Here is a 22,492-nt window from a genome sequence, read left to right on the forward strand (position 1 = left end):
TCAGTCTTCCTTTTCCAGAATCACAAATGCGACTGCAGCATCGCGCTCGTCGCTGATACTCAAGTGGTGACGCACGATGCCCAGGTCTTGCAGGAATGCGGATAGTTGCGCATCGAACAAGAAGATCGGCTTGCCCAAACCATCATGGCCGATGGTGATGCGCCGCAAACTTACCGGATGGCGCAAGCCGTGCCCCGTAGCCTTGGCCAGTGCTTCCTTGGCGGCAAAGCGTTTGCTGAGAAAGCGCACAGGATGGGCCTGCACGGCATACTCCTCCAGCTCCTGATCGCTCAGGATGCGCGAGGCAAAGGCTGCGCCATGGCGTGCACTGGCCGCCTCGATGCGGGCGACATTGACGATATCGGTGCCGATGCCGAAAATCATGCGGCCAGCAATGCCTTCATCTTTTTCACCGCCTGTTCCAGGCCGATGAACACCGCTTCAGAGATGATGGCATGGCCGATGTTGAGCTCCGCGATATGCGGCACTTCCACGATGGGGCGGACATTGTGATAGTTCAGCCCATGCCCGGCATTGACCTGCAGCCCAAGTGCGTGGGCATGCACTGCCGCACGATGGATGCGCGCAAGTTCCTGTTCGCGGCCAGCGACGCTGTCGGCATCACCATATTTGCCAGTATGTATTTCGACCACGGGAGCGCCGGCCTTTTGCGCCGCATCCAGTTGGCGCTCATCCGCATCGATGAACAGCGAAACGCGGATGCCAACCTCCAGGCAACGTTGCGTGGCGCGCTGCACGGCATCGAAGTGCTTCGCCACATCCAGGCCGCCTTCCGTGGTCAGTTCCTCCCGCTTTTCCGGCACGAGGCAGATGTCGTGCGGCCTGGTGCGCAAGGCGATGCCGATCATTTCATCGGTCACCGCGCATTCAAGGTTCATGCGCGTCTGCAGCATGCCACGCAATGCCGCCACATCGGCATCCTGGATATGGCGACGGTCCTCGCGCAAATGCAGGGTGATGGCATCTGCGCCCGCTTCTTCGCACACCAGTGCGGCGCGAATCAGATTGGGGTAGCGCGCACCGCGCACTTGGCGCAGGGTGGCGACATGGTCGATGTTGAGTCCGAGTTTTATCATAACTTCTGCAAATCCCTCATCAGTTCACGTGTATGCAGGGTCTTTCCGGCAAGATGGTGGTCAAGCAGCATGCGCATCAGCTGTTTGCTCTGGCGCGCGCTGTTGGCATCGCTGTAATTATCGGCCGCCATGTCCAGCAGCGTCTTGCCGACGACCGGCATCCCTTGCGCAGAATCGGCGGTTTCCGCCACCGCACCCCGCTCCAGAATATAGCGGTATGCCCGTGTCGGCACAATGGGCCTGCCGCTATCGGCTTCGGTCTCCAGCAACAGCGCATACCCCAGTTCCTGCAACAGGTGCTTCTCGAAACAGCGCAGCGTGAAAGCGTGATCCTCCTCCTGTGCCAGACGCTGCAAGGTCTGCTGGTAATAATCGAACAGGCTTTCGTGGGGGTCGTCGCGCGCCATCAGGTTGAGCAGCAACTCGTTCAGATAGAAGCCGCACAACAGCGCCGTGCCGCGCAGTTGCGGCTGCCCACCCTGCCATTCCGCACTGTGCAGGGTACGCAATTCGTGCTTGCCGAACCAGCTCAACGACAGCGGCTGGAAATTCATCAGCAAACCGCGCAGAGCGGACCTCGGGCGCCGCGCCCCGCGTGCCACCAATGCCACCCGGCCGTGCCGCCTGGCGAACACCTCCAGCACCAGGCTGGTCTCGCGGAACGGATAGCTGTGCAGCACGAAGGCCGGTTCGTCCTGAATGCGCTGTTTGGATGCGACGTTACTCATACCCCAGCGTTTTCAGCATATGAGCGCTGTCTGCCCAGCCGCTGCGGACCTTGACGAAAACTTCGAGGAAGACTTTCCCGTCGAACAGTTTTTCCATGTCGAGGCGCGCCTGGGTGGCGATCTCCTTGAGCTTCTCGCCTTTGCTGCCGATCAGCATGGCCTTATGCGCCTCCTTGTCCACCAGGATGGCGGCATGAATGCGGCGCAACTTGCCTTCCTGCTTGAATTGCTCGATCACCACGCTGACCGAATATGGCAGCTCCTCACCAGTAAAGCGGAACACTTTTTCGCGCAGCAGTTCCGCCGCGAGGAACCGCTCGTTGCGGTCAGTGATCTCGTCCTCGGCATACAGGTGCTCCCCTTCCGGGATAAACGGGCGGATGGCATCGAGTAGCGTATCCAGCTGTTTGCCCTGGCGCGCGCTGACCGGCACGATGGCAGCGAAATGGCGCAACGCGGAAATTTTTTCGATGAAAGGCAGCAATTCGGCCTTGTTTTCCAGCAGGTCGGCCTTGTTGATGACCAGGATCACCGGCCGGTCCTGCGGCAACAGCTCCATCACCTGCTGGTCTCGTTCATCGAAATGACGCGCTTCCAGCACGAACAGCACGACGTTCACTTCACGCAGGCTGCTTGTCACCACCCGGTTCATGCTGCGATTCAGTGCATTGGTATGCTGCGTCTGGAAGCCGGGCGTGTCGACAAAGACGAACTGCGTCGCGCCCTCAGTCAGGATGCCGGTGATGCGGTGGCGCGTGGTCTGCGCCTTGCGCGAGGTGATGCTGATCTTCTGCCCGATCAGATGGTTGAGCAAGGTCGATTTGCCCACATTGGGGCGGCCGACGATGGCGATGAAACCGCTGTGGAAGTTCTGGGATTCGGTCATGGGTTCTCTTTGGTGATTCGTTGATAGGCTCGTTCGGCGGCGATTTGTTCGGCAATGCGCCGGCTTGCTCCCTCGCCTTGCGTACTCAGGCCGAGCTGCGGGATTTCGCAGGAAACGACGAATGTCTGGGCATGGGCTTCGCCCTTGATCTCGCGCACGCCATATTGCGGCAACGCCAATTTATGCCCCTGCAAATATTCCTGCAGCAGCGTTTTGGGATCTTTGCCCAATGTTTTCAAATCGATCTGCGCGATGAACGGCACATAGAGCCCTAGTACCGTTTTTTCCGCGGCCGCAAAACCTGCGTCCAGCAAGACCGCCCCAAATATGGCCTCGAGCGCATCGGCCAGTATCGAAGGTCGGCGAAAGCCGGCGCTTTTGCGCTCTCCTTCACCCAGCAACAATTGCTCGCCAAGGTCCAGCTGTTGCGCCAGGACAGCCAACGTCTGCTGATTGACCAGATTGGAGCGAAGACGCGAAAGTTCGCCTTCAGACAGCTCGGGGTAAGCATCGTACAGGTGTTTGGCGACGGCGCAATTCAGCACGCTGTCGCCGAGGAATTCCAACCGTTCGTTATGGGCTGCGCTGAAACTGCGGTGGGTCAGCGCACGCTGCAGCAATTGCGGCTGTGCGAACTGATGGCCAAGCCGTCTGGACAGTTCCGCATGCTTCATCGGCGGAAACTATGAGCTACTCGGATTGAATTCGAGCAACAAGGTGACATTGCCGGCGATCGGGATCTTGATCGAATAGCTGGTGCTCAGGGTCAGGCGCCCATTCACTTTGCTGATGTCGATGTCGTCAGCCGTAATATCGGTGATGTAGTTGATATTGGCACGCTTGTAATACGAGTCCTTGATATCCTTGATCGATGCGTCCTGCATCGCCGGATCGTTAGCGATGGCCTTGAATATCTGCGCGATCTGCGCACTATGCGCATAAGCCGGCGCCAGTTTCATGGCCGCTATCGCCACGAAGACCACTCCGATCGCAACCATGATAAATCCGACGAAGCCGATCCCGCCCTGCCTGCTTGCCGCTGCTTTCATCTCGATTCCTTTCGCCAATGCCATTATCTATTTAATCGATAAACCCACACGATCCAGTTCACCGAAGTTCATCCAGATGAAGAACGCCTTGCCGACGATCATCTCATCCGGCACGAACCCCCAGTAGCGGCTATCGCGGCTGTTATCGCGATTATCGCCCATCATGAAATAACTTGCGGGGGGAACGGTACAGCGCACCTCCTCTTCAGTATAGCTGCACTGTTCATGCTGCGGGAAGTTGGCCACGTTAGCCAGGTGCACCTGCGGCATCTCCGGATTCAGCAGTACAGCGTGCGAGTGCCCATCCAGATTTTCCTTGTAGCGCTCAGTGTGCAGGAAGCGCAATTCGCTCTCGACGTAATTGTAATCGCCATCGCGCTGCAATACCTGCTCGGTGCCGTTGATCCACAATCTCTTGTTGCGATATACCAGCACATCCCCCGGTACCCCGATCACGCGCTTAATATAATCCACCGAAGGATCTTCCGGATAGTGGAACACCATCACATCGCCGCGCTGCGGCTGGTTGATCTCGACGAACTTCTTGTTGACGATGGGGAGCCGCAAGCCATAAGTGTAGCGATTGACCAGAATGAAATCGCCCACGTGCAGCGTGGGGATCATCGAACCGGACGGTATCTTGAACGGTTCGATCAGGAAAGAACGCAACAGGAAGACCGCCAGGATCACGGGGAAAAAGCTCTTGGCATATTCGACCCACCACGGCTCGTTCACACCTGCCGGACGTTTGGCACGGAGCATGAAGCGATCCAGCAACCAGATCGACCCGGTCAGCAACAACAGCAGAATCAAGATCAAGGCAAAAGGCATTTTTCTTCCAATCCGGTTATTTATCGTCCACACGCAGGATGGCCAGGAACGCTTCCTGCGGAATCTCTACGCTCCCCACCTGCTTCATGCGTTTTTTTCCCGCCTTCTGCTTTTCCAGCAGCTTCTTCTTGCGCGAGATATCGCCGCCATAACATTTTGCCAGCACGTTCTTGCGCAAGGCCTTCACGTTCTCGCGCGAGATGATGTTGGCGCCGATGGCCGCCTGGATCGCCACATCGAACATCTGGCGCGGGATCAGCTCGCGCATCTTGGCCGCCACTTCGCGCCCGCGATACTGGCTGTTGGCGCGGTGCACGATGATGGACAGCGCGTCCACCTTCTCACCGTTGATCAGCATGTCCACCTTCACCACATCGGCGGGGCGGTATTCCTTGAACTCGTAATCCATCGACGCATAGCCGCGCGACACCGATTTCAGCTTGTCGAAGAAATCCAGCACGATCTCGCCCATCGGCATCTCGTATTTCAGCAGCACTTGTTTGCCGTGGTAGGTCATGTCGATCTGCACGCCACGCTTTTGCGTGCACAGGGTGATAACCGAACCGACATACTCCTGCGGCATGTAAAGATTGACATTGACGATGGGTTCGCGGATCTCTTCCACCTTGGACAAGTCCGGCAGTTTGGACGGGTTGTCGACCATCAGCACCGTGCCGTCGCGTTGCACCACTTCGTAGATCACCGTGGGCGCCGTGGTGATCAAATCCATGTCGAACTCGCGCTCCAGCCTTTCCTGCACGATTTCCATGTGCAGCAAGCCGAGGAAACCGCAGCGGAAGCCGAAACCCAGTGCCTGCGAGACTTCCGGCTCGTATTGCAGCGCCGCATCGTTGAGCTTCAATTTTTCCAGCGAATCGCGCAGCGCTTCGTACTGGTTCGACTCCACCGGGAACAATCCGGCGAACACCTGCGGCTGTATTTCCTTGAAGCCCGGCAACGCACTGGCGGCCGGCCTGGACAGCAGGGTGACCGTGTCGCCGACCTTGGCGTCCTTCAACTCCTTGATGCCGGCGATCACAAAACCAACCTGCCCGGCCGACAAGGAATCGCGATCCTGCGATTTCGGCGTGAACACCCCGACATGTTCGGTCAGGTGCTGAGCCCCTGTCGCCATGAACAGGATCTTGTCCTTCGGCTTCAGCGTGCCGTTAACGATGCGCACCAGCATCACCACGCCGACATAGTTGTCGAACCACGAGTCGATGATGAGCGCCTGCAATGGCGCATCCACATCGCCCTTGGGCGGCGGAACCTTGACGATCAACGCTTCCAGCACATCCTCCACGCCCATCCCGGTCTTGGCAGAACAACGCACCGCATCCTGTGCGCCGATACCGATGACATCCTCGATCTCGGCGATCGCATTCTCCGGATTGGCGGAGGGAAGGTCGATCTTATTCAATACCGGTACCACCTCGACCCCCAGATCCAGCGCGGTGTAGCAATTGGCGACGGTCTGTGCTTCGACGCCCTGGGAGGCATCTACCACCAGCAAAGCCCCCTCGCAGGCAGAGAGCGAACGCGATACCTCGTACGAAAAGTCCACGTGTCCCGGCGTATCGATCAGGTTGAGGTTGTACACCTGTCCGTTGCGCGCCTTGTAGTTCAGGGCTGCGGTCTGCGCCTTGATGGTGATGCCGCGCTCGCGCTCGATGTCCATCGAGTCGAGCACCTGCTCTTCCATCTCGCGATCGGACAAGCCGCCGCACAAATGGATAATACGGTCTGCCAGCGTGGATTTACCGTGGTCAATGTGGGCGATGATGGAAAAATTACGGATATGCTGCATGGAGCTCAAAATAAAAAATCCCGTCGAAATCGGCTGTTACGCAAAGCGCGAATTCTAGCCGATTTTGACGGGATACGCTGAAGCAACGGACCGCAGCTTACTTATCGTCCAGTTTGATCGGCACATAGACGGTGCCTTCGCTCCGCCTCACCAGCAAAGCGATATTGCGTCCGCGCGGCACGGTTTTGAGCACCTCGTTGAACTGTTCGATACTGCGTATCTCGACGTTGCCTATGGCAAGTATCACATCGCCGCGTTGCAACTGGCTGCGCGCCGCCGGCCCTTTCAGATCCTGCACGATCAGGCCGCCTTCGACCTGCAGTTCGGCCTTTTGCTGGTCGTTCAACTCACTCACAAACAGCCCGAGACGTGCTTCGCTTTCGGAAGAAGCCTCGGCATTGCCGCGCGCTCCGCCATGCTGCGCAACGACGGCTGCATCCTTGATCTCGCCGACCACCAGCGAAACGTCCATCGTGCTGCCCTTGCGCCACAATTGGACGCTGACCTTGCTGCCCGGTTTGGTTGCAGCAACAATGCGCGGCAGATCGGCCGACGAATTGATCGCCTTGCCATCGAATTTCAGGATCACATCGCTGGCATGCACACCCGCCTTGTCCGCCGGCCCGTTCTTGTCCACGCTGGATATCAGCGCCCCACCTGCCTTGGACAGGCCAAAGGAATCAGCAAGCGCCTGCGTTACCTCCTGGATGGTCACACCGATGCGCCCGCGTGTGACCTTGCCCGTGCTGCGCAACTGATTGACCACATCCATCGCCACATCGATAGGAATGGAAAACGACAGCCCCATATAGCCGCCGGAGCGGCTGTATATCTGCGAATTGATGCCGACCACTTCGCCCTTCATGTTGAACAGCGGCCCACCCGAATTGCCGGGGTTGATCGCGACATCGGTCTGGATGAACGGCACAAAATTCTCTTGCGGCAAGGAGCGTCCCTTGGCGCTGACGATACCCGCCGTCACGCTGCTGTCGAAACCGAAAGGGGAGCCGATCGCCACCACCCATTCACCCACCTTCAACTGGTCCGGCGACCCCAGGGCGACTTTGGGCAATCCGGTCGCCTCGATCTTAAGCAGCGCAACATCGGTGCGTTTATCCGCGCCGATCACCTTGGCCTTGAGTTCGCGCTTATCGGCCAGCCTTACAGTAATCTTGTCTGCATGATCGACGACATGCGCATTGGTGAGGATATAACCATCGGCACTGATGATGAAACCGGAACCGAGCGACTGCGACTCCTGTTCATGCGGCGCTTGCGGCGCGAAGTGGCGGAAGAAATCATAGAATGGGTCATCCTCGGGCAAGTCGGGCATTCCCTGGAACATCTGCGGCGCATGGATGATTTGCGTAGTGCTTATATTGACTACCGCGGGCCCCTGTTTTTCCACCAGTTCGGTAAAGTCCGGCAGGTTATTGGCTAGCGCCACCTGCGAAAAAAAACCGGCAATCGCAAAAAACATCCATTTTTTCAGCATGATACGATCGACCTCCTGATAAATCGTTGATCAATAAACAGATGGCGCCTTAACAATGGAAGTAGCAGTTGCGCGGCCACTCCCGGGAGTCAGCTTTGCCAGCAGGAAACCCAAGGTCAAACCGAAGACAGCCCCGGCAAGTGCGCAGGCATCACGCCCGGCAGGCTCGTTGGCCAGTCCAGCCCCCACCGCGCCTCCGGCAAGCAGCAACAGCAATGGAAGCACATACATCTTGACTGCCCCGCGCAACAACACGCCATCGGCGATCGATATTTCCACCTGATCGCCGACTTGGGCTCGAACCTCGTTACGAACCTTGAACTGACGCGCCTTGTTGCTGCAAAACAGTTTCGTCAGCGTCCCGCTGCCGCACCCTCCTTCGCTGCTGCAATGGCCGCACCCACCCGTCCCCACCGGTTGCACCGAGGCATCTTCCCCATGTACTTCGATCACGATAGCGCGTATATCCATCATGTCATTCACCCGCATAACGAACTGAATCGCCGACCTGGATCACGGTCCGGGAGGGAACCTCGCCGACGACCGTGATCAGGTTATCTCCCACCATGCGGTTATAGACATGTGCCGCTCCCTGGCCAGACAGGCCGACATGGATGTTGCCCGCTTCCGGGGCCTTTTCTATGAACACCGAAATGCCCGCCAATCCATCGGAGAATACCATCTGGATCACATGCTCCTTGTTACCGCGGAATGGGCGGCGCATTTCAACTATCTTCTTGAATCCGGGAGGAAGCGCATCGACCTGCCAGCCGCAAGGCTCTTCCAGCAGCTCGACCTTGGGCAAGGGTGAGAGATGAAGCTCTTGGGCGACCTCCGAAGCAGAGGACTTGTCCGGAACGATCCATTTGCGGTCTATGTTGTTGCCCACAGTCAACTGCATGAACGAATATTGCTCGATGACATAGCCACGGTCATTGAGTACCACCGCCTTGAGCAACAAGCCGGAATTGCTGTCCGCCCACATCTTGCGGGCATAACGCAAGTTATCCCTGGGCAGGAAGACAACCGCATGCGCATGGAAACCGGCCACCTCGTCTTCCTCTGCCGGAGTGATGGAATAATTTTCTTTCAGTATGGCAGTCTGCTCTGGCAACAATGCCGGAAATGCGCGCTTGATCTGATTCTTGGCCAGCCGCACTTTGTGACCTTCCGTGTACAACCATACCTGATCGTTATCGCGAATGAGTTCGCGCTTGCCGCCATCGACCCCCTCCAGACGCTCATGTTCGCCTGCTGCATCGGCAACATGAGTGATGCGCGACATCTCGACGCGGCCGCCCGACTGGTAAACGAAGACACCGCTGTAATTTGTCTGATGGGCCGCAAACGCCATGGTCTTCAGCCAGTCCGCCTCATCCACCTGCATAGGGTCGGCAAACGCTGTTTCGACCCCCATTTGCAACAGTACGACGAATAGATACTTATATGGTTGCATCATATGCTGCGCTATCGCCCTGCCACCGCACGAATATAAGAAGTGGCGCCGTGCACGTCCGCACTGGGGGAGAATTCCTGGTGCGCCATCAGGTAATCATCGGCCTGAGCAGAGGCCGGGCGTATCGCAGAGATGGAATCCTGTTGCACTGCCGCAACCTGCGGTGCCGGCTCGCTGCCAACCTGCAGGGAAAGCCAAGCCACCAAGGCCAGTGCCATCACGGAAGCGACTGCGGAAAGTGCAAAATTTCGTGCGCGTTGGGAAGTGCGGTTATATGGTGCAATGACGGTTGGTTCGGCCTGCAATCGCTCATGGAAGGATTTAGTGAAGCTTTTGCAGATATGGTCGGGTTGTCGCAACGCATCGCCGATCAGATGATAACTCTCCCATTCTTGCTGCACTTCAGGATGGCGTTTGAGTCTATCCAGACAGGCATCTGCCTGATCCTCGAACATTTCCCCATCCATCAATGCCGAAATTTCCTGTTTCATCATTACCACCTTCTGTTTTCACTCGTACCCAACAAAGGACGCAAATTGGTTGCAATTGCCTCACGCGCCCTGAAAATCCTGGATCTGACCGTGCCGATCGGACAATCCATCACAGCAGCGATTTCTTCGTAACTCAATCCCTCAATCTCGCGCAAGGTTAATGCCGTCCGCAAGTCATCAGGCAATTCCTGTAGCGAAGAGTTCACGACCTCCACCACTTGTTTGCTCATCAGTTCGTTTTCCGGCGTCGACACTTCATGCAGCAGCGCCGCCTCTTCAAAATCCTCTGCCTCTTCGGTATCAAAAGGCGTACTGGTCGGAGCCTTGCGGCCCTGTGCCACCAGATGATTCTTGGCGGTATTGATACCTATCCGGTATAGCCAGGTATAAAATGCACTATCGCCCCGGAACGCCGGCAAGGCGCGATATGCCTTGATAAAGGCATCCTGCGTAACATCTTCGGCCTCGGCAGCATTGCGTACAAAGCGCGAAATCAGGCGCCCCAGCCGACGCTGATATTTTGCCACCAACAACTCGAACGCATGCTTGTCGCCGCGCTGTGCACGCTCAACCAGTTGTTGATCAACCTCCCTGTCACCCATTCCGTTTCCCGGTTTATTGATTTGGCCGCCCACTCGCGGCCCGTCAGTATAACCGGACGGATACACAAACGTCAGCTATCGCCATTAATGCAAGCAGACAATGCAAGCAGAAATAAGTTCACTCCATTGGTATGATCCCCCGCCAATTTTGCTATAGTTCGCCGGAAATACAATCCAACTGGGCAAGTAGCGTGCTGCGTTTCGATACTCTAATTATTGGTAGTGGGCTGGCTGGCATGTCTCTGGCGCTCAAGCTGGCAGATAAGCAAAAAATCGCCATCGTTACAAAGAAATCGCTGCTGGATGGCGCCAGCGCCCGAGCCCAGGGTGGAATTGCGGCCGTACTTTCCCGGGACGATTCGCTAGATGAACATATCCACGACACCCTGATTGCCGGGGCCGGCCTTTGCGATCCCGACACTACGCGCTTTGTTATAGAACATGGCGCAGCCTCCATCGAATGGCTGATTTCCCAGGGCGTACCATTCACCCGCGATGCCGATTCGGATAGCGGCTATCATCTCACGCGCGAAGGTGGGCACAGCCACAGGCGCATCATCCATGTTGCCGACGCTACGGGACAAGCCGTACAGGACACCCTTGCCGCCAAGGTGCGCACCCATTCAAACATCACCTTGCTGGAACAGCATATTGCCATCGACCTCATCACAGGCAGAAAACTCCGGCGCAATGACAACCACTGCTATGGTGCCTATGCCCTGAACAGCCAGAACGGCGAGGTCGTCACCATTGCGGCACATCACACCGTGCTTGCCACCGGGGGCGCAGGCAAGGTTTACCTGTACACCACCAACCCCGATACTGCCACCGGCGACGGCATCGCCATGGGTTGGCGTGCCGGCTGCCGCGTTTCGAATATGGAATTCATCCAGTTCCACCCGACCTGCCTCTACCACCCGCATGCCAAATCCTTCCTTATCAGCGAAGCGGTGCGGGGCGAAGGCGGCACGCTGAAGCTACCCGATGGCACACGATTCATGCCATGGCATGACGAACGCGCCGATTTGGCCCCACGCGACGTCGTTGCTCGCGCGATCGACTTCGAAATGAAAAAACGGGGCCTGGATTGCGTATACCTGGATATCTCGCATCAGCCGGTCGATTTCCTGCAGGAACATTTCCCCACGATCTATGCTCGCTGCATGGCGCTGGGTATCGACATCTCCCGGCAGCCCATCCCGGTTGTTCCCGCAGTCCACTTCACCTGCGGTGGCGTGTTGACCGATCTGCATGGTCGCACCGATATTGAAGGGCTGTACGCGATCGGGGAAACCGCCTGCACCGGGCTGCATGGCGCCAACCGACTGGCCAGCAACTCCCTGCTGGAATGCCTGGTATTCGCCGAGGCGGCCTCCCGGGACATTCTGACCAGCCAGACAAAACCGATACCCGAGCTTCCGCAATGGGATGTAAGTCGGGTAACGGACGCAGATGAGACGGTGGTGATATCCCATAACTGGGACGAATTGCGCCGCTTCATGTGGGATTATGTCGGCATCGTACGGACCACCAAACGCCTGCAGCGGGCGCAACACCGGATCAAGTTGCTGCATGAAGAGATCAATGAGTATTACAGCAACTTCCACGTCAGTGCAGACCTGCTGGAACTGCGCAATCTGGTGCTGACGGCAGACCTCATCGTACAAAGTGCGCTCTCCCGGCACGAGAGCCGGGGCTTGCATTTCAGCAAGGACTACCCGCAGACCTTGCCGGACGCCATCCCGACCGTCCTGGTACCGCCGGGCTACGTGGCAGCCTGATTTTCCTTGTCGCCCCATCGCAAGGCGACACGCAAACGCCGGAAACTCTCCTCGCCAATCGCATCCGGCAAAATCAACAGTTGTCGACGCCACCGCCGTTCGCCCGGCACAACGTTCAGGATAACCAGATAAGGCGTCACCAAGCTGTCCGGGGCCATCTTGCACGACAAGTGCCTGCCGTCGCGCCGAACCAGTACAACCCCTTCCTGCTCTTCCAGCCGGAATGCCACGCATGAACGCCCCATGCGCAAGTTGGCCGACAGCACCAGGTAGTAGCCCCCCCAGCACAATATCAACAATGTCGAGGCCAGCAATACCGAGGTCGGCAGCGGCAACTGCCACAACGCCAGAATCGCCGCCGCGCACAGGATAAAAAGATACAGCGCAAGGGAACGGGAGGGGCGTAACTTGAAATACCGCTGCATTCCAGCCTTGTAGTTGTGAATGCTAGAACAGCAGCGCCGAGATCAAACCGATCAGGATCAACGCCACAATAGCCATCAGAATAAGGCCGCCGCCTTTGCTCGACCGGCTCTCCTGCACAGGAAGAGCGGCGTTGTCCAATGGGCGCCTGGTGAACACCGGCGACTGGGGTGCGGCACGATTGATATCTTCCATGCTCGGGCGCACCATCTTGAAAGTCTTGGATAACTCCTCGACATCTTCCTTGCTGGCCGTCATCGCAGCCAGACGCATGGTCGCACCGGCAGAATCAAAAGATGGCGACAATCTCATGGTGATTGCCGCTTCGGAATCCTCCTTGGCCTCCCCCGCATCCCCCGGAGCCTCGGCAGGAAAGGCGGTATTGGTCAGGCCAGGCACTTCGGGAGAGGTCGTAACGGCCGGGGTTGCAGTCCCCTGCATGGTACCCCGACATGCCCGCAGGTCATTCGCCAGATCGCGAGCATTCTGATAACGATTCTCCAAGTCCTTGGCCAGCGCCTTGGCAACGATGAAGTTGAGCATCTCCGGCACTGCCGGGTTCAGGGCCTTGGGCGGCTGCGGGATCGCATTGAGGGTCTGGTACATGATGGCATTGACGTTCTCGCCCATGAATGGCGGCTGCCCCGTCAACATCTCGTACAGCACTACGCCCAGCGAAAACACATCCGAGCGCTGGTCAGTCAGCTTGCCCATCACCTGCTCTGGCGACATGTATTTCGGCGAACCGAGGACCATCCCCGTCTGGGTGCGTACCGCAGCCGATGCCATGCGCGCGATGCCGAAATCGGTGATCTTCACCTGGCCGTCTCGCCCCACCATGATGTTCGATGGCTTGATGTCGCGATGGACGATGCCGTGTTCGTGGGCATAAGCCAGGCCCATCGCGACCTGCGACACGATATCGAGCACCTGGTCGACCGGCAGCAGCTTTTCGTCGTTGAGTATGTCGCGCAGTTCCCGCCCCTGCAGGAACTCCATCGCGATATAGGCGATATCGCCGCTACGACCGACGTCGTAGATGGTCACGATATTGGGATGGCTCAGACGGCCCGCTGCCTTGGCTTCCTGATAGAAACGCCCCTCGTACTCCTCGCGCTCTTCCATCGCCAGGCTCAGAGTGATGGTCTTGATGGCGACCAGGCGGTCGATCAGGGGGTCGGTGGCCTTGTAAACGACCCCCATCGCCCCTTGGCCAAGTTCGCCTACTATCTCATATCGCCCCAGATGACTAATCATATTTCCGAGAGGAACCGTTATTTTCCGAATTTGGCTTTTGCGCTGCGGAACACCGGCCCCCACACCGGATGACCTGCCTCAGCCGGGGTCAACTCAAAAGTCGGCTTCAGCAACAGCGCTTTCCTGAATGCCTCATAGCACATCTTCTCTCGCCCCGAGACGCAATGTATGAACGCCAGATATTTATATGCACTCACTTTATCATCCTTATCGGCCAATTTCGTTTGTAGCACAGTATTCAAGGCTTCCACCGAGGCAATGTAGTTGCCTTCTTCGTAATTCTCAACGCCCTGGCTCAGCTTGTGACTGGCAGTCCTGTTGTACCACCAGCATTCGTCGCAGGTATTCAACGTATGGCAGCCGCTCAGCAGCCATAGCAATGTCGCGCCCAATAACACATTATGGCGACCCAACATCCAAACTCTCCTAATCCTTTATCAACGCCAACACTGGTCAGTTGGCGAACTTGTGCTTAATTTTTATTTTCTCGCCCGCCTTCACCGTAATGATCTTGGTGATTGTAGGGAACGTCGTATTTCGAATCTTGATCTCGTGCTTGCCCGCCACGACCTGCAATTCCATCAGCGGCGGACTGACGCCTTGCATTCTACCATCCAGATAAATCTCGCCCCAAGGCTGCACCCCAAGGCTCACCACTGCCGGCGCACCGGTGGTTTCAGCCAGAGTCCTCACGCGAGAACTTTCTTTGACGCCCTGCACCTTCTTCTCGCTGGAATGGGCTTTCTTTGACTTCGGGGCAACATCCTTGGTATCCGTTGCAACCGCCCCTCCTTCCGCCCCCCCCCCAGCCGACGCCTCAGGCGATTTTTCAGACGGTTTGAGCTGCCCCTGATCTGCGATTGTCTCGGCCCCCTTCTTCGATTCAGGCCGGCTCGCAAGCTTGACGGTCAGGACAATCAGCGAGACCAGGACGACAGCAGCCACCCCGACGATCGCTGCGCGCTGCGCGCCTGAAGCATCGCGGAACGCATTGATGGCATAACGCTCCCACCGGGCCATGGTATCGACGAACGCATCCCAGTAGTTCTCCAGGCGGAAAAGGAATGCATTGAAACCGGTCGCCCCCGCCTGCCTGGATTGCTTGGCCAGTGTGCGCTGTGTCGAGGTGAAATCGCCGGGATACCCGATCGCATATACCTCGTGCTCCCGCACATGCTTGTCGGTGCGCGACCCCTGGTAATGGAACATGCCTGCGTATTCCTGCGACAAGCGCGAAACCGCGTCGTAATACGAGCGCGATACCAGGATCTGTCCGGGATCCGCGAATCCCATCACGCGCTGCGCAACATTGATGCCGTCGCCGACGATGTTCGGCTGTCCATTGATGTCCTTGACCAGCCGAACTGGCCCCAGGTTGACGCCGATGCGAACCAGCAATGGCGGCTCCATGCGCACGCCTTCGTTCAGCAAGCTGCTGCGCATGCTCAATGCGGCGTGCAAGGCATCGCTGATATCGCCGAGGAAACTGATTGCGGCCCCATCGCCGGTATCGAGGATGATGCGGTCGTTGACCGGCACATCGCGGATGGCAATGGACAGAAAGGCGTTGAAGCGCTCTTTCAGCGATATCTGCCCCGAAACGGATTTCTTTGAATATTCGACGATATCCAAGAAAACTACGCTGCAGATGATGGTCTTGTTGCCTCGCTCTTCCATTTATTCCCGCTCGCTGTTCACGCCCCGGCTACCGTTATCGCTTAAGAATGCCACTTAACCCCGCGAATTTTAACGACTGTACGTCAATCTCGCCAGTTTTAATTTTTACGTGGTCGTGCGCGCAACAGTTTGCTACGCCGCCCGTCGTCGACCGTCTGCCTGGCGACACCCGCCGGCAGACCCACCCATTCAAGTATCGCCCTGACTTCGCCCTCGCCCAGTTCGGCCATCATGCCGCGCTTGATACGCGGCGGCAGGTTGATGATGCCGAAGCGCACCCGCATCAGGCGGCTGACCGGCAGGCCCAGCGCCTCGAAGGTACGGCGCACCACGCGGTTGCGCCCCTCCTTGAGTACCAGCCGATACCAATGGTTGAAACCCTCCCCTCCTTCGTCGCTCAACTGCTCGAAACGCACCACGCCATCTTCCAGTTCGATGCCCTGTTTGGTCATCTGGCGCATCTGGTCCGGCGTCATTTCGCCCTGAACCCGCACTGCGTATTCGCGTTCCACCTCGAAACGAGGGTGCATCAGGCGGTTCGCCAACTCTCCCGAGGTGGTGAAAATGAGCAGCCCGCTGGTGTTGAAATCCAGGCGTCCGATGGCAATCCATTTCTGCCCGCGCAGTTTCGGCAGCGCATCGAACACATTGGCGCGTTCTTTCGGGTCGTCGCGGCTGACGATCTCCCCTTCCTGCTTGTGGTACAGCAGCACCCGCGGCAAAGCCGGCTCAGACTGCAGCTGGAGGCGCACATGGCGCCCGTCCACCTGGATCTTGTCGCCCTCGGATACGCGCATCCCCAAGGTTGCCACAGTGCCATTCACCACCACGCGGCCGGCGCTGATCCATTCCTCCATTTCGCGGCGCGAGCCGATCCCCGCCTGGGCAAGCACTTTTTGCAGGCGCTCTCCCGCCGGGGTTGTTCCGGCTTGATCGTTCATTCCGTCACCGCCCTTCTTTCCAGCACGGCTTGCGCCAATGTCCCGCTGTCCACATGCTCAAGTTCGCCGCCCACCGGCAAGCCGCGGGCGATACGCGACACCTTGACGCCCTGCGAACGCAGCAGTGTCGCCAGATAATGCGCCGTCGCTTCCCCTTCGACAGTGAAGTTGGTCGCCAGGATGACCTCGCACGACAACTCCCTGGCGCGCCCGAGCAAGCGCTCGAGCGGCAATTCGCGCGCGCCGACCCCGTCCAGCGGCGAAAGCCGCCCCATCAGGACAAAGTACATGCCTCGATAGCATTGCGCCTGCTCCATCATCAGCAGATCCGCCGGCATTTCCACCACGCACAGCATATCCGTCTCTCGCCGCGACGAACGGCACAGAGTACAGATATCATCCTCGGAGAAATTGTTGCATTTGCTGCAATGCTTGACGCTTGCCACCGCATGATCGAGCGACCGCGCCAGATGCAGCGCCCCCTGCCTGTCGCGCTGCAACAGATGGTAAGCCATACGCTGCGCCGATTTCGGCCCCACCCCCGGCAGACAGCGCAAAGCGTCGATCAGCGCTTCCAGACTGGAAGGTGTGTTCATTAAAACGGCAGGCTCATGCCGGGCGGCAGGTTCATCCCGGCGGTGAAGCCGCTCATGCGCTTCTGCGAAGTCTCGGCGGCTTTCTTGTTGGCGTCGTTCAAGGCAGCCACGATCAGGTCCTCCAGCATCTCCTTGTCGTCGAGCACGCTCTGGTCCAGACTGACACGGCGCACCTCGTGCGCACAGGTCATCGTCACCTTGACCATGCCGGAGCCGGACTGCCCTTCCACCTCGACGGTGGCCAACTCGTCCTGCGCCTTCTTCATGTTCGCCTGCATCTGTTGAGCCTGCTTCATCAGCCCGGCCAATCCGCCCTTCATCATTTCTGCTTCCTCCGAAAAATTCAAAATCCCGCATCGCGACTTACTGTACCCCTCGCCCGCCGGGATAACCAGCGACTTGCCCGCTTGCGGGCTTAGTCGAATGGCTAATCGTCCCACCAGAGGGGGAACGGGGGTGAGGGAAACGATGATGGTTCAAAACCTGCACCATCATCGTTAAACGGGTCTGATGGACCCTTCGATCACCTGCGCCCCCAGATGCGCTTGCGCCTCACGCACGAACGCATCATGCCTGATCGCCTCTTCAGCCTGCTGCTGGCGCGTCTGTTTCTCATGCTGCTCCACCGCAGCGGGGGTTGCGACATCCTTTACCGCAGCCAGTTCCACGGCCAGCCTGACCGGCTTGACGAAATAATCGCTCAATGCCGCCTGCAGCTTGTCCTGTGCCAGCTTGTTGCCCTGCAGATGCTTGTACTGAGGCGCCAGGCTCAGCACCATACGGTCATCCGAAAAGCTCGCCAGTACGCTGTTCTTCGCCAGTTCGCGCGCCATGCCTTGCAGGTTGAGTTGCGACAGCAATGTGTTCCAGTCCAGGTCGGCGGTACCTGCCACATTCCGCACCGGAGCAGCCTCCTGCCTGACCGGAGCGGGTTCTGCGGCGACGTGCCTGGTTGCGCCCGGCGTCACCGCGGAGGTCCGCGGCGCCGCCGGCCCGGCACCTGCCGCCGCCCCCTGCGGCGCAAAAGCCAGCATGCGCAACAGCGTCATGGTGAATCCGGCGTATTCGTCCGGGGCCAGATCGATCTCGTTGCGCCCGTGGATGGCGATCTGATAGTTCAGCTGGATCTCTTCCGGCGTGTACTGCTGCGCCAGTTCAAACAGGCGCGCCCGCTCCGGCTCATCATCCGGTATCGCCTGCGGAATGGTCTGCGCCAGCGCGATGCGATGCAGCAATGTCGCCATATCCTGCAAAGCCGCCTCGAACGCCAGGCTGCGCATGGCCATATCGTCGGCAATGCGCAACAGGCCAGCGCCGTCGCCCGCCCGCAAAGTCTGCAGCAGATCGAACAGATAGCCTTGGTCGATCGCCCCGAGCATGGTGCGCACCAGCGCTTCGTCCACCTTGCCGGAAGAATAGGCGATGGCCTGGTCCATCAGGCTCAGCGCATCGCGCATGCTGCCTTGCGCGGCGCGCGCCACCAGATTCAGTGCGCCGTTCTCGAACGGGATCCCCTCCTGCTCCAGCACGTATTGCAGGTGGGTATTGATCAACGCCGGCGGCAGTTGCTTGAGATTGAACTGCAGGCAGCGCGACAGCACAGTGACCGGGATCTTCTGCGGATCGGTAGTGGCGAGGATGAACTTCACATGCGCCGGCGGCTCTTCCAGCGTCTTCAGCATCGCATTGAAGGCCGATTTGGACAGCATGTGCACTTCGTCGATGATGTACACCTTGAAGCGCCCGCTGGTTGGCGCATACAGCGCACTCTCCAGCAGCTCCCGCATGTTGTCGACCTGCGTGTTCGAGGCCGCATCCAGCTCGATCAGGTCGACGAAACGTCCGCTGTCGATCTCGGTGCAGGCGCTGCACACGCCGCAGGGTGCAGGCGTGACACCGGTTTCGCAATTCAGGGATTTGGCAAAGATGCGCGCGATGGTGGTCTTGCCCACACCACGCGTGCCGGTGAAAAGATAGGCATGGTGCAGCCGGTTCTGCGTCAGCGCATTGGTCAGCGCCTGTACGACGTGCTCCTGCCCCGCCAGCTGGGCGAAACTTCTGGGGCGCCATTTGCGCGCTAGAACCGAGGTAGCAGACATATAGCTCCCATTTCACCATCCATGATCGAGTGTGACTCCCTCGAAAATAAGGAGGCGAGCCTTACCCCCGGCACTTACAGACATCAGCTGTGGCTGCTTCCTTCCGGACCTGACCAGGTTCACTGCGCTGTAATGCGGGGAGACCCGCCAAACCAATAAATGGCCCATCAACCTGCTGGACGGCGCCTATCGCCTCGTCCTGGCGCTGCTCGCTGCAGTTGCTGAACCATTTCAGCATTTTTGCAGTTCATCCACCGCAAAAACACAAAACCAGATCACTAAACTTGTGTCAGCGGAATCATCCCGATCCGCTTCTTCCACTCCGCCGGGCCGATCTCATGCACCGAACGGCCTTGCGTATCCACTGCCACGGTCACCGGCATATCCTGCACATCGAACTCGTAGATGGCTTCCATGCCAAGATCGGCAAAGGCCACCACTTTCGCGCTGCGTATCGCCTTGGACACCAGATAGGCGGCACCGCCTATCGCCATCAGATACACTGCTGCGTGTTTTTTGATTGCCTCAAGACCGACCTTGCCGCGCTCCGCTTTGCCGATCATGCCGATCAAACCGGTCTGCGCCAGCATGGTCTCGGTGAACTTGTCCATGCGCGTCGCCGTCGTCGGTCCGGCGGGCCCTACCACCTCGTCGCGCACCGGATCGACCGGGCCGACATAGTAAATGAAACGACCGTTAAAATCCACGTCGACGGGCAACTTTTCGCCCTTCGCCAGCAAATCGACGATACGTTTATGCGCTGCATCGCGCCCGGTCAACAGCTTGCCTGAAAGCAGCAAGGTCTCGCCCGGCTGCCATTGCGCGATATCGGCACGCGTCACACGCCCCAGGTCCACGCGGCGCGCGTCCTGCGCCGGCTGCCAGTGTACATCCGGGTAATCTTCGATCCTCGGCGGGACGAACTGCGCCACGCCGCTGCCATCCAGCATGAAATGCACATGCCGCGTCGCCGCGCAGTTGGGGATCAGCGCAATCGGCTTGGACGCCGCATGGGTCGGATAATCGAGGATCTTGACGTCGAGCACCGTCGTCAGCCCGCCCAGGCCTTGAGCACCGATACCCAGCGCGTTGACACGATCATAGATCTCGATGCGCAATTCCTCCAGGCGATTCCTTGCGCCACGCGCCTTGAGTTCGGTCATGTCGATCGGCTGCATCAGCGCTTCCTTCGCCAGCAGCATGGCCTTCTCTGCCGTGCCGCCGATCCCGATGCCCAGTTGCCCCGGCGGACACCAGCCGGCCCCCATGCCGGGCAACTGGCTGACCACCCACTCCACGATGTCGTCGCTCGGATTGAGCATGGCGAAACGCGACTTGTTCTCCGAACCGCCGCCCTTGGCCGCGACATCCACTTCGATCCTGTTCCCCGGCACGATGTCGAAATGCACCACGGCAGGCGTATTGTCACCCGTGTTCTTGCGCCTGCCCGCCGGATCCGCCACGATAGATGCCCGCAACACATTATCGGGATCGAGATAAGCCTGGCGCACACCGGCATTCACCATCTCGGCGATGCTCATCGAAACACCTTCCCAGCGCACCTCCATGCCGACACGCACAAAAGCCACCACGATGCCGGTATCCTGGCAGATCGGTCGCTTGCCCAGCGCGCACATGCGTGAATTGGTCAGGATCTGCGCCATCGCATCCTTCGCCGCAGGCGATTCCTCGCGCCGGTATGCTGCCGCCAGCGACTGGACATAATCTTCCGGGTGGTAGTAAGAGATGAACTGCAAGGCATCGGCGATGCTGTCGATGAAATCCTGCTGACGGATGGCGCTCATGGCGACCTCAAGGTAGGAATGGAATGTGGCCGATTATGGAAGGCAACGCGAGGAGCGTCAATTCAGGCGACGACGCGATTCCGCCCCGCATGTTTGGCCCGGTACAGACGATCATCGGCCACCTTGAACACCACATCCCGCGTATCGCCGTCCAGCCCGAACTCGGCGATGCCGATACTCACCGTGACCCGCAAAGTCTCCCCTGCGATCGGGATATCCAGCCCTTCCACCTTGCTGCGGATGCGCTCGGCCAGAACGGCTGCCGCCGCATGCGAGGTATCCGGCAACAGCACCATGAACTCTTCGCCGCCGATGCGCCCGACGATATCGTGCGGACGCAGCGTTTCCATGATGCCCTCGACCAGCGATTTAAGTACCGTATCCCCGGCCTGATGCCCATATTCATCGTTCACCGCCTTGAAATGATCGATATCCAGCGCCAGCAGCGAGATCGGCAGGCCATTGCGCCTGGCCCGCCCGGATTCGACTGCGGCACATTCAAGGAAATGACGGCGGTTGCTCGCCCCGGTCAAAGAGTCGGTCGACGCCATCCAGGCCAATTCGGCATTCGCTGCCTGCAGCTGGCGCAAGGCAGCCTCGGTATGGCTCTTCTCGACACGCAGCCGTTCCATCAGTTCTTCCAGGCCATATACGGTGGAAAAGGCGCCCGTGGTATGGAACGCCCGCACCACGCCATAGCTCAGGATGAAGAAACCCGTCGCGAAGATCACGTGGGCATACCACCACTGATGGTTCCAGGGACTGGACAGCAGGAAGGCAACCGAAGCCTGGGCAAAAAATGCCAGCGACAAGGCATAGGTCATCATCAACGGCGACGAGCGATGCCGGGCCAAAACGATGACCACCCCGGCCAATGCGATGAACAGGGCGCCGGACTCCATCCAGAAGCGCCAATCGAGCAACCGGACCGCCCCGGTCTCCGCAATCAGCGCAACGGCCAGATCGATGATGATGAAGAGCATCAGCCACAACCACCAGCGTGCGGGATTGTCCTTGTCCTCCTGCGTATCCTCGCTCCGCCCGTAGTGCAGCAGCCCGATGAACAGCAGCAACATCATCACAAGACGGGAGGCTGGGCCGTATAACAGGAACAATTCCAGATGCAGGTCCGAAATCCCGGTGAACAACCCGTGCGGGGCATAGACGACGGTGACCCCGATGAAACCCAGCGCCAGCCAGCGCAAGAACGGTTCGCCGGAATATCGATAGCAGCGCCAGGTGACGTAGGCCACGAAACCGCTGACCAGCAGGGAGGCCACGATGGCGGCATCGTGCAATGTATGCCCCACAGTACAGAGCAGCGGACTCTGGTATATCTGCAGGTACCCTATCCCGAGCGACGGAACCAGGGCCAGCGCCGCCTTCAGCAGGTATTCGTATATTTTGGTGGCGAGGAACACTTTGCCGCGATTGGCAACAGCTGGCTGATTTGGCATTGCATCCACCC

Annotated in this window: 24 protein-coding genes and 1 other RNA gene; 1 reads left to right on the forward strand and 24 read right to left on the reverse strand. The window is 58.7% G+C overall.

Annotated elements, in window-relative coordinates; genetic code table 11:
* The 13 genes from acpS to rpoE all read right to left on the reverse strand — a co-directional run bounded on the left by acpS (nucleotide 1) and on the right by rpoE (nucleotide 10,445).
* Nucleotides 1-384, reverse strand: a complete 384-nt coding sequence (gene acpS, locus L6418_RS08275) for a holo-ACP synthase (protein ID WP_237246451.1) — start codon at nucleotides 382-384, stop codon at nucleotides 1-3.
* Nucleotides 381-1,097 (reverse strand): pyridoxine 5'-phosphate synthase, encoded by a 717-nt coding sequence (pdxJ, locus tag L6418_RS08280; protein ID WP_237246452.1) that lies wholly within the window; start codon nucleotides 1,095-1,097, stop codon nucleotides 381-383. Before pdxJ ends, acpS begins: the two co-directional genes overlap by 4 nt.
* Entirely contained in the window at nucleotides 1,094-1,825 is a 732-nt protein-coding gene (gene recO / locus L6418_RS08285) for a DNA repair protein RecO (RefSeq protein ID WP_237246453.1), read from the reverse strand. Before recO ends, pdxJ begins: the two co-directional genes overlap by 4 nt.
* Nucleotides 1,818-2,711 (reverse strand): GTPase Era, encoded by an 894-nt coding sequence (gene era / locus L6418_RS08290; protein ID WP_237246454.1) that lies wholly within the window; start codon nucleotides 2,709-2,711, stop codon nucleotides 1,818-1,820. Before era ends, recO begins: the two co-directional genes overlap by 8 nt.
* Nucleotides 2,708-3,385, reverse strand: coding sequence for a ribonuclease III (gene rnc / locus L6418_RS08295; protein WP_237246455.1), 678 nt, complete (start codon nucleotides 3,383-3,385; stop codon nucleotides 2,708-2,710). Before rnc ends, era begins: the two co-directional genes overlap by 4 nt.
* A 9-nt stretch (nucleotides 3,386-3,394) precedes the next feature.
* A complete protein-coding gene (locus L6418_RS08300; RefSeq protein WP_237246456.1) occupies nucleotides 3,395-3,760 on the reverse strand; it encodes a DUF4845 domain-containing protein in 366 nt (121 codons plus the stop codon).
* A 27-nt stretch (nucleotides 3,761-3,787) separates the two neighbouring features.
* Nucleotides 3,788-4,591, reverse strand: coding sequence for a signal peptidase I (lepB, locus tag L6418_RS08305; RefSeq protein ID WP_237246457.1), 804 nt, complete (start codon nucleotides 4,589-4,591; stop codon nucleotides 3,788-3,790).
* A 16-nt stretch (nucleotides 4,592-4,607) separates the two neighbouring features.
* Entirely contained in the window at nucleotides 4,608-6,401 is a 1,794-nt protein-coding gene (lepA, locus tag L6418_RS08310; protein WP_237246458.1) for a translation elongation factor 4, read from the reverse strand.
* A gap of 97 nt (nucleotides 6,402-6,498) precedes the next feature.
* Nucleotides 6,499-7,896: a DegQ family serine endoprotease gene (locus tag L6418_RS08315; protein ID WP_237246459.1), complete on the reverse strand. Its 1,398-nt coding sequence runs from the start codon at nucleotides 7,894-7,896 to the stop codon at nucleotides 6,499-6,501.
* 30 nt (nucleotides 7,897-7,926) lie between these two features.
* Nucleotides 7,927-8,370, reverse strand: coding sequence for a SoxR reducing system RseC family protein (locus tag L6418_RS08320; RefSeq protein WP_237246460.1), 444 nt, complete (start codon nucleotides 8,368-8,370; stop codon nucleotides 7,927-7,929).
* Nucleotide 8,371: 1 nt separating this feature from the next.
* Entirely contained in the window at nucleotides 8,372-9,355 is a 984-nt protein-coding gene (locus tag L6418_RS08325; protein ID WP_237246461.1) for a MucB/RseB C-terminal domain-containing protein, read from the reverse strand.
* Nucleotides 9,356-9,363: 8 nt separating this feature from the next.
* Entirely contained in the window at nucleotides 9,364-9,846 is a 483-nt protein-coding gene (locus L6418_RS08330; RefSeq protein WP_237246462.1) for a sigma-E factor negative regulatory protein, read from the reverse strand.
* Nucleotides 9,846-10,445, reverse strand: coding sequence for an RNA polymerase sigma factor RpoE (gene rpoE / locus L6418_RS08335; RefSeq protein ID WP_237246463.1), 600 nt, complete (start codon nucleotides 10,443-10,445; stop codon nucleotides 9,846-9,848). Before rpoE ends, L6418_RS08330 begins: the two co-directional genes overlap by 1 nt.
* Before the next feature lie 191 nt (nucleotides 10,446-10,636).
* On the opposite strand from rpoE, the gene nadB reads away from it, so the two are divergent.
* Nucleotides 10,637-12,226: an L-aspartate oxidase gene (gene nadB / locus L6418_RS08340; RefSeq protein ID WP_269807799.1), complete on the forward strand. Its 1,590-nt coding sequence runs from the start codon at nucleotides 10,637-10,639 to the stop codon at nucleotides 12,224-12,226.
* Here the strand turns inward: nadB and L6418_RS08345 are convergent.
* The 11 genes from L6418_RS08345 to L6418_RS08395 all read right to left on the reverse strand — a co-directional run bounded on the left by L6418_RS08345 (nucleotide 12,211) and on the right by L6418_RS08395 (nucleotide 22,481).
* Nucleotides 12,211-12,651: a protein YgfX gene (locus tag L6418_RS08345; protein ID WP_237246465.1), complete on the reverse strand. Its 441-nt coding sequence runs from the start codon at nucleotides 12,649-12,651 to the stop codon at nucleotides 12,211-12,213. The genes nadB and L6418_RS08345 overlap by 16 nt on opposite strands.
* 22 nt (nucleotides 12,652-12,673) lie before the next feature.
* Nucleotides 12,674-13,906, reverse strand: coding sequence for a serine/threonine-protein kinase (locus L6418_RS08350; protein WP_237246466.1), 1,233 nt, complete (start codon nucleotides 13,904-13,906; stop codon nucleotides 12,674-12,676).
* A 17-nt stretch (nucleotides 13,907-13,923) separates the two neighbouring features.
* A complete protein-coding gene (locus L6418_RS08355) occupies nucleotides 13,924-14,322 on the reverse strand; it encodes a TssQ family T6SS-associated lipoprotein (protein WP_237246467.1) in 399 nt (132 codons plus the stop codon).
* A 37-nt stretch (nucleotides 14,323-14,359) separates the two neighbouring features.
* The gene (locus tag L6418_RS08360) at nucleotides 14,360-15,583 is read right to left on the reverse strand and encodes a PEGA domain-containing protein (RefSeq protein WP_237246468.1); all 1,224 of its coding nucleotides are present in this window, start codon (nucleotides 15,581-15,583) and stop codon (nucleotides 14,360-14,362) included.
* Between the two features lie 98 nt (nucleotides 15,584-15,681).
* A complete protein-coding gene (gene rluB / locus L6418_RS08365) occupies nucleotides 15,682-16,524 on the reverse strand; it encodes a 23S rRNA pseudouridine(2605) synthase RluB (protein ID WP_237246469.1) in 843 nt (280 codons plus the stop codon).
* Entirely contained in the window at nucleotides 16,521-17,120 is a 600-nt protein-coding gene (gene recR / locus L6418_RS08370; RefSeq protein WP_237246470.1) for a recombination mediator RecR, read from the reverse strand. The genes rluB and recR overlap by 4 nt, the downstream gene beginning before the upstream one ends.
* Nucleotides 17,120-17,443, reverse strand: a complete 324-nt coding sequence (locus L6418_RS08375) for a YbaB/EbfC family nucleoid-associated protein (RefSeq protein ID WP_237246471.1) — start codon at nucleotides 17,441-17,443, stop codon at nucleotides 17,120-17,122. Before L6418_RS08375 ends, recR begins: the two co-directional genes overlap by 1 nt.
* Nucleotides 17,444-17,617: 174 nt before the next feature.
* Nucleotides 17,618-19,219, reverse strand: a complete 1,602-nt coding sequence (dnaX, locus tag L6418_RS08380; RefSeq protein WP_237246472.1) for a DNA polymerase III subunit gamma/tau — start codon at nucleotides 19,217-19,219, stop codon at nucleotides 17,618-17,620.
* Between the two features lie 50 nt (nucleotides 19,220-19,269).
* Nucleotides 19,270-19,368: signal recognition particle sRNA small type (ffs, locus tag L6418_RS08385), an RNA gene on the reverse strand.
* A 129-nt stretch (nucleotides 19,369-19,497) separates the two neighbouring features.
* Complete coding sequence (locus tag L6418_RS08390; protein WP_237246473.1) at nucleotides 19,498-21,024, reverse strand: fumarate hydratase; 1,527 nt, start codon at nucleotides 21,022-21,024, stop codon at nucleotides 19,498-19,500.
* 62 nt (nucleotides 21,025-21,086) lie between these two features.
* Nucleotides 21,087-22,481 carry a GGDEF domain-containing protein gene (locus L6418_RS08395; RefSeq protein WP_237246474.1) on the reverse strand — a complete coding sequence of 465 codons (1,395 nt, stop codon included), beginning with the start codon at nucleotides 22,479-22,481 and terminating at the stop codon, nucleotides 21,087-21,089.
* Nucleotides 22,482-22,492 lie beyond the last annotated feature (11 nt).

The organism is Sideroxyarcus emersonii (genome assembly GCF_021654335.1).
Classification (GTDB): domain Bacteria; phylum Pseudomonadota; class Gammaproteobacteria; order Burkholderiales; family Gallionellaceae; genus Sideroxyarcus; species Sideroxyarcus emersonii.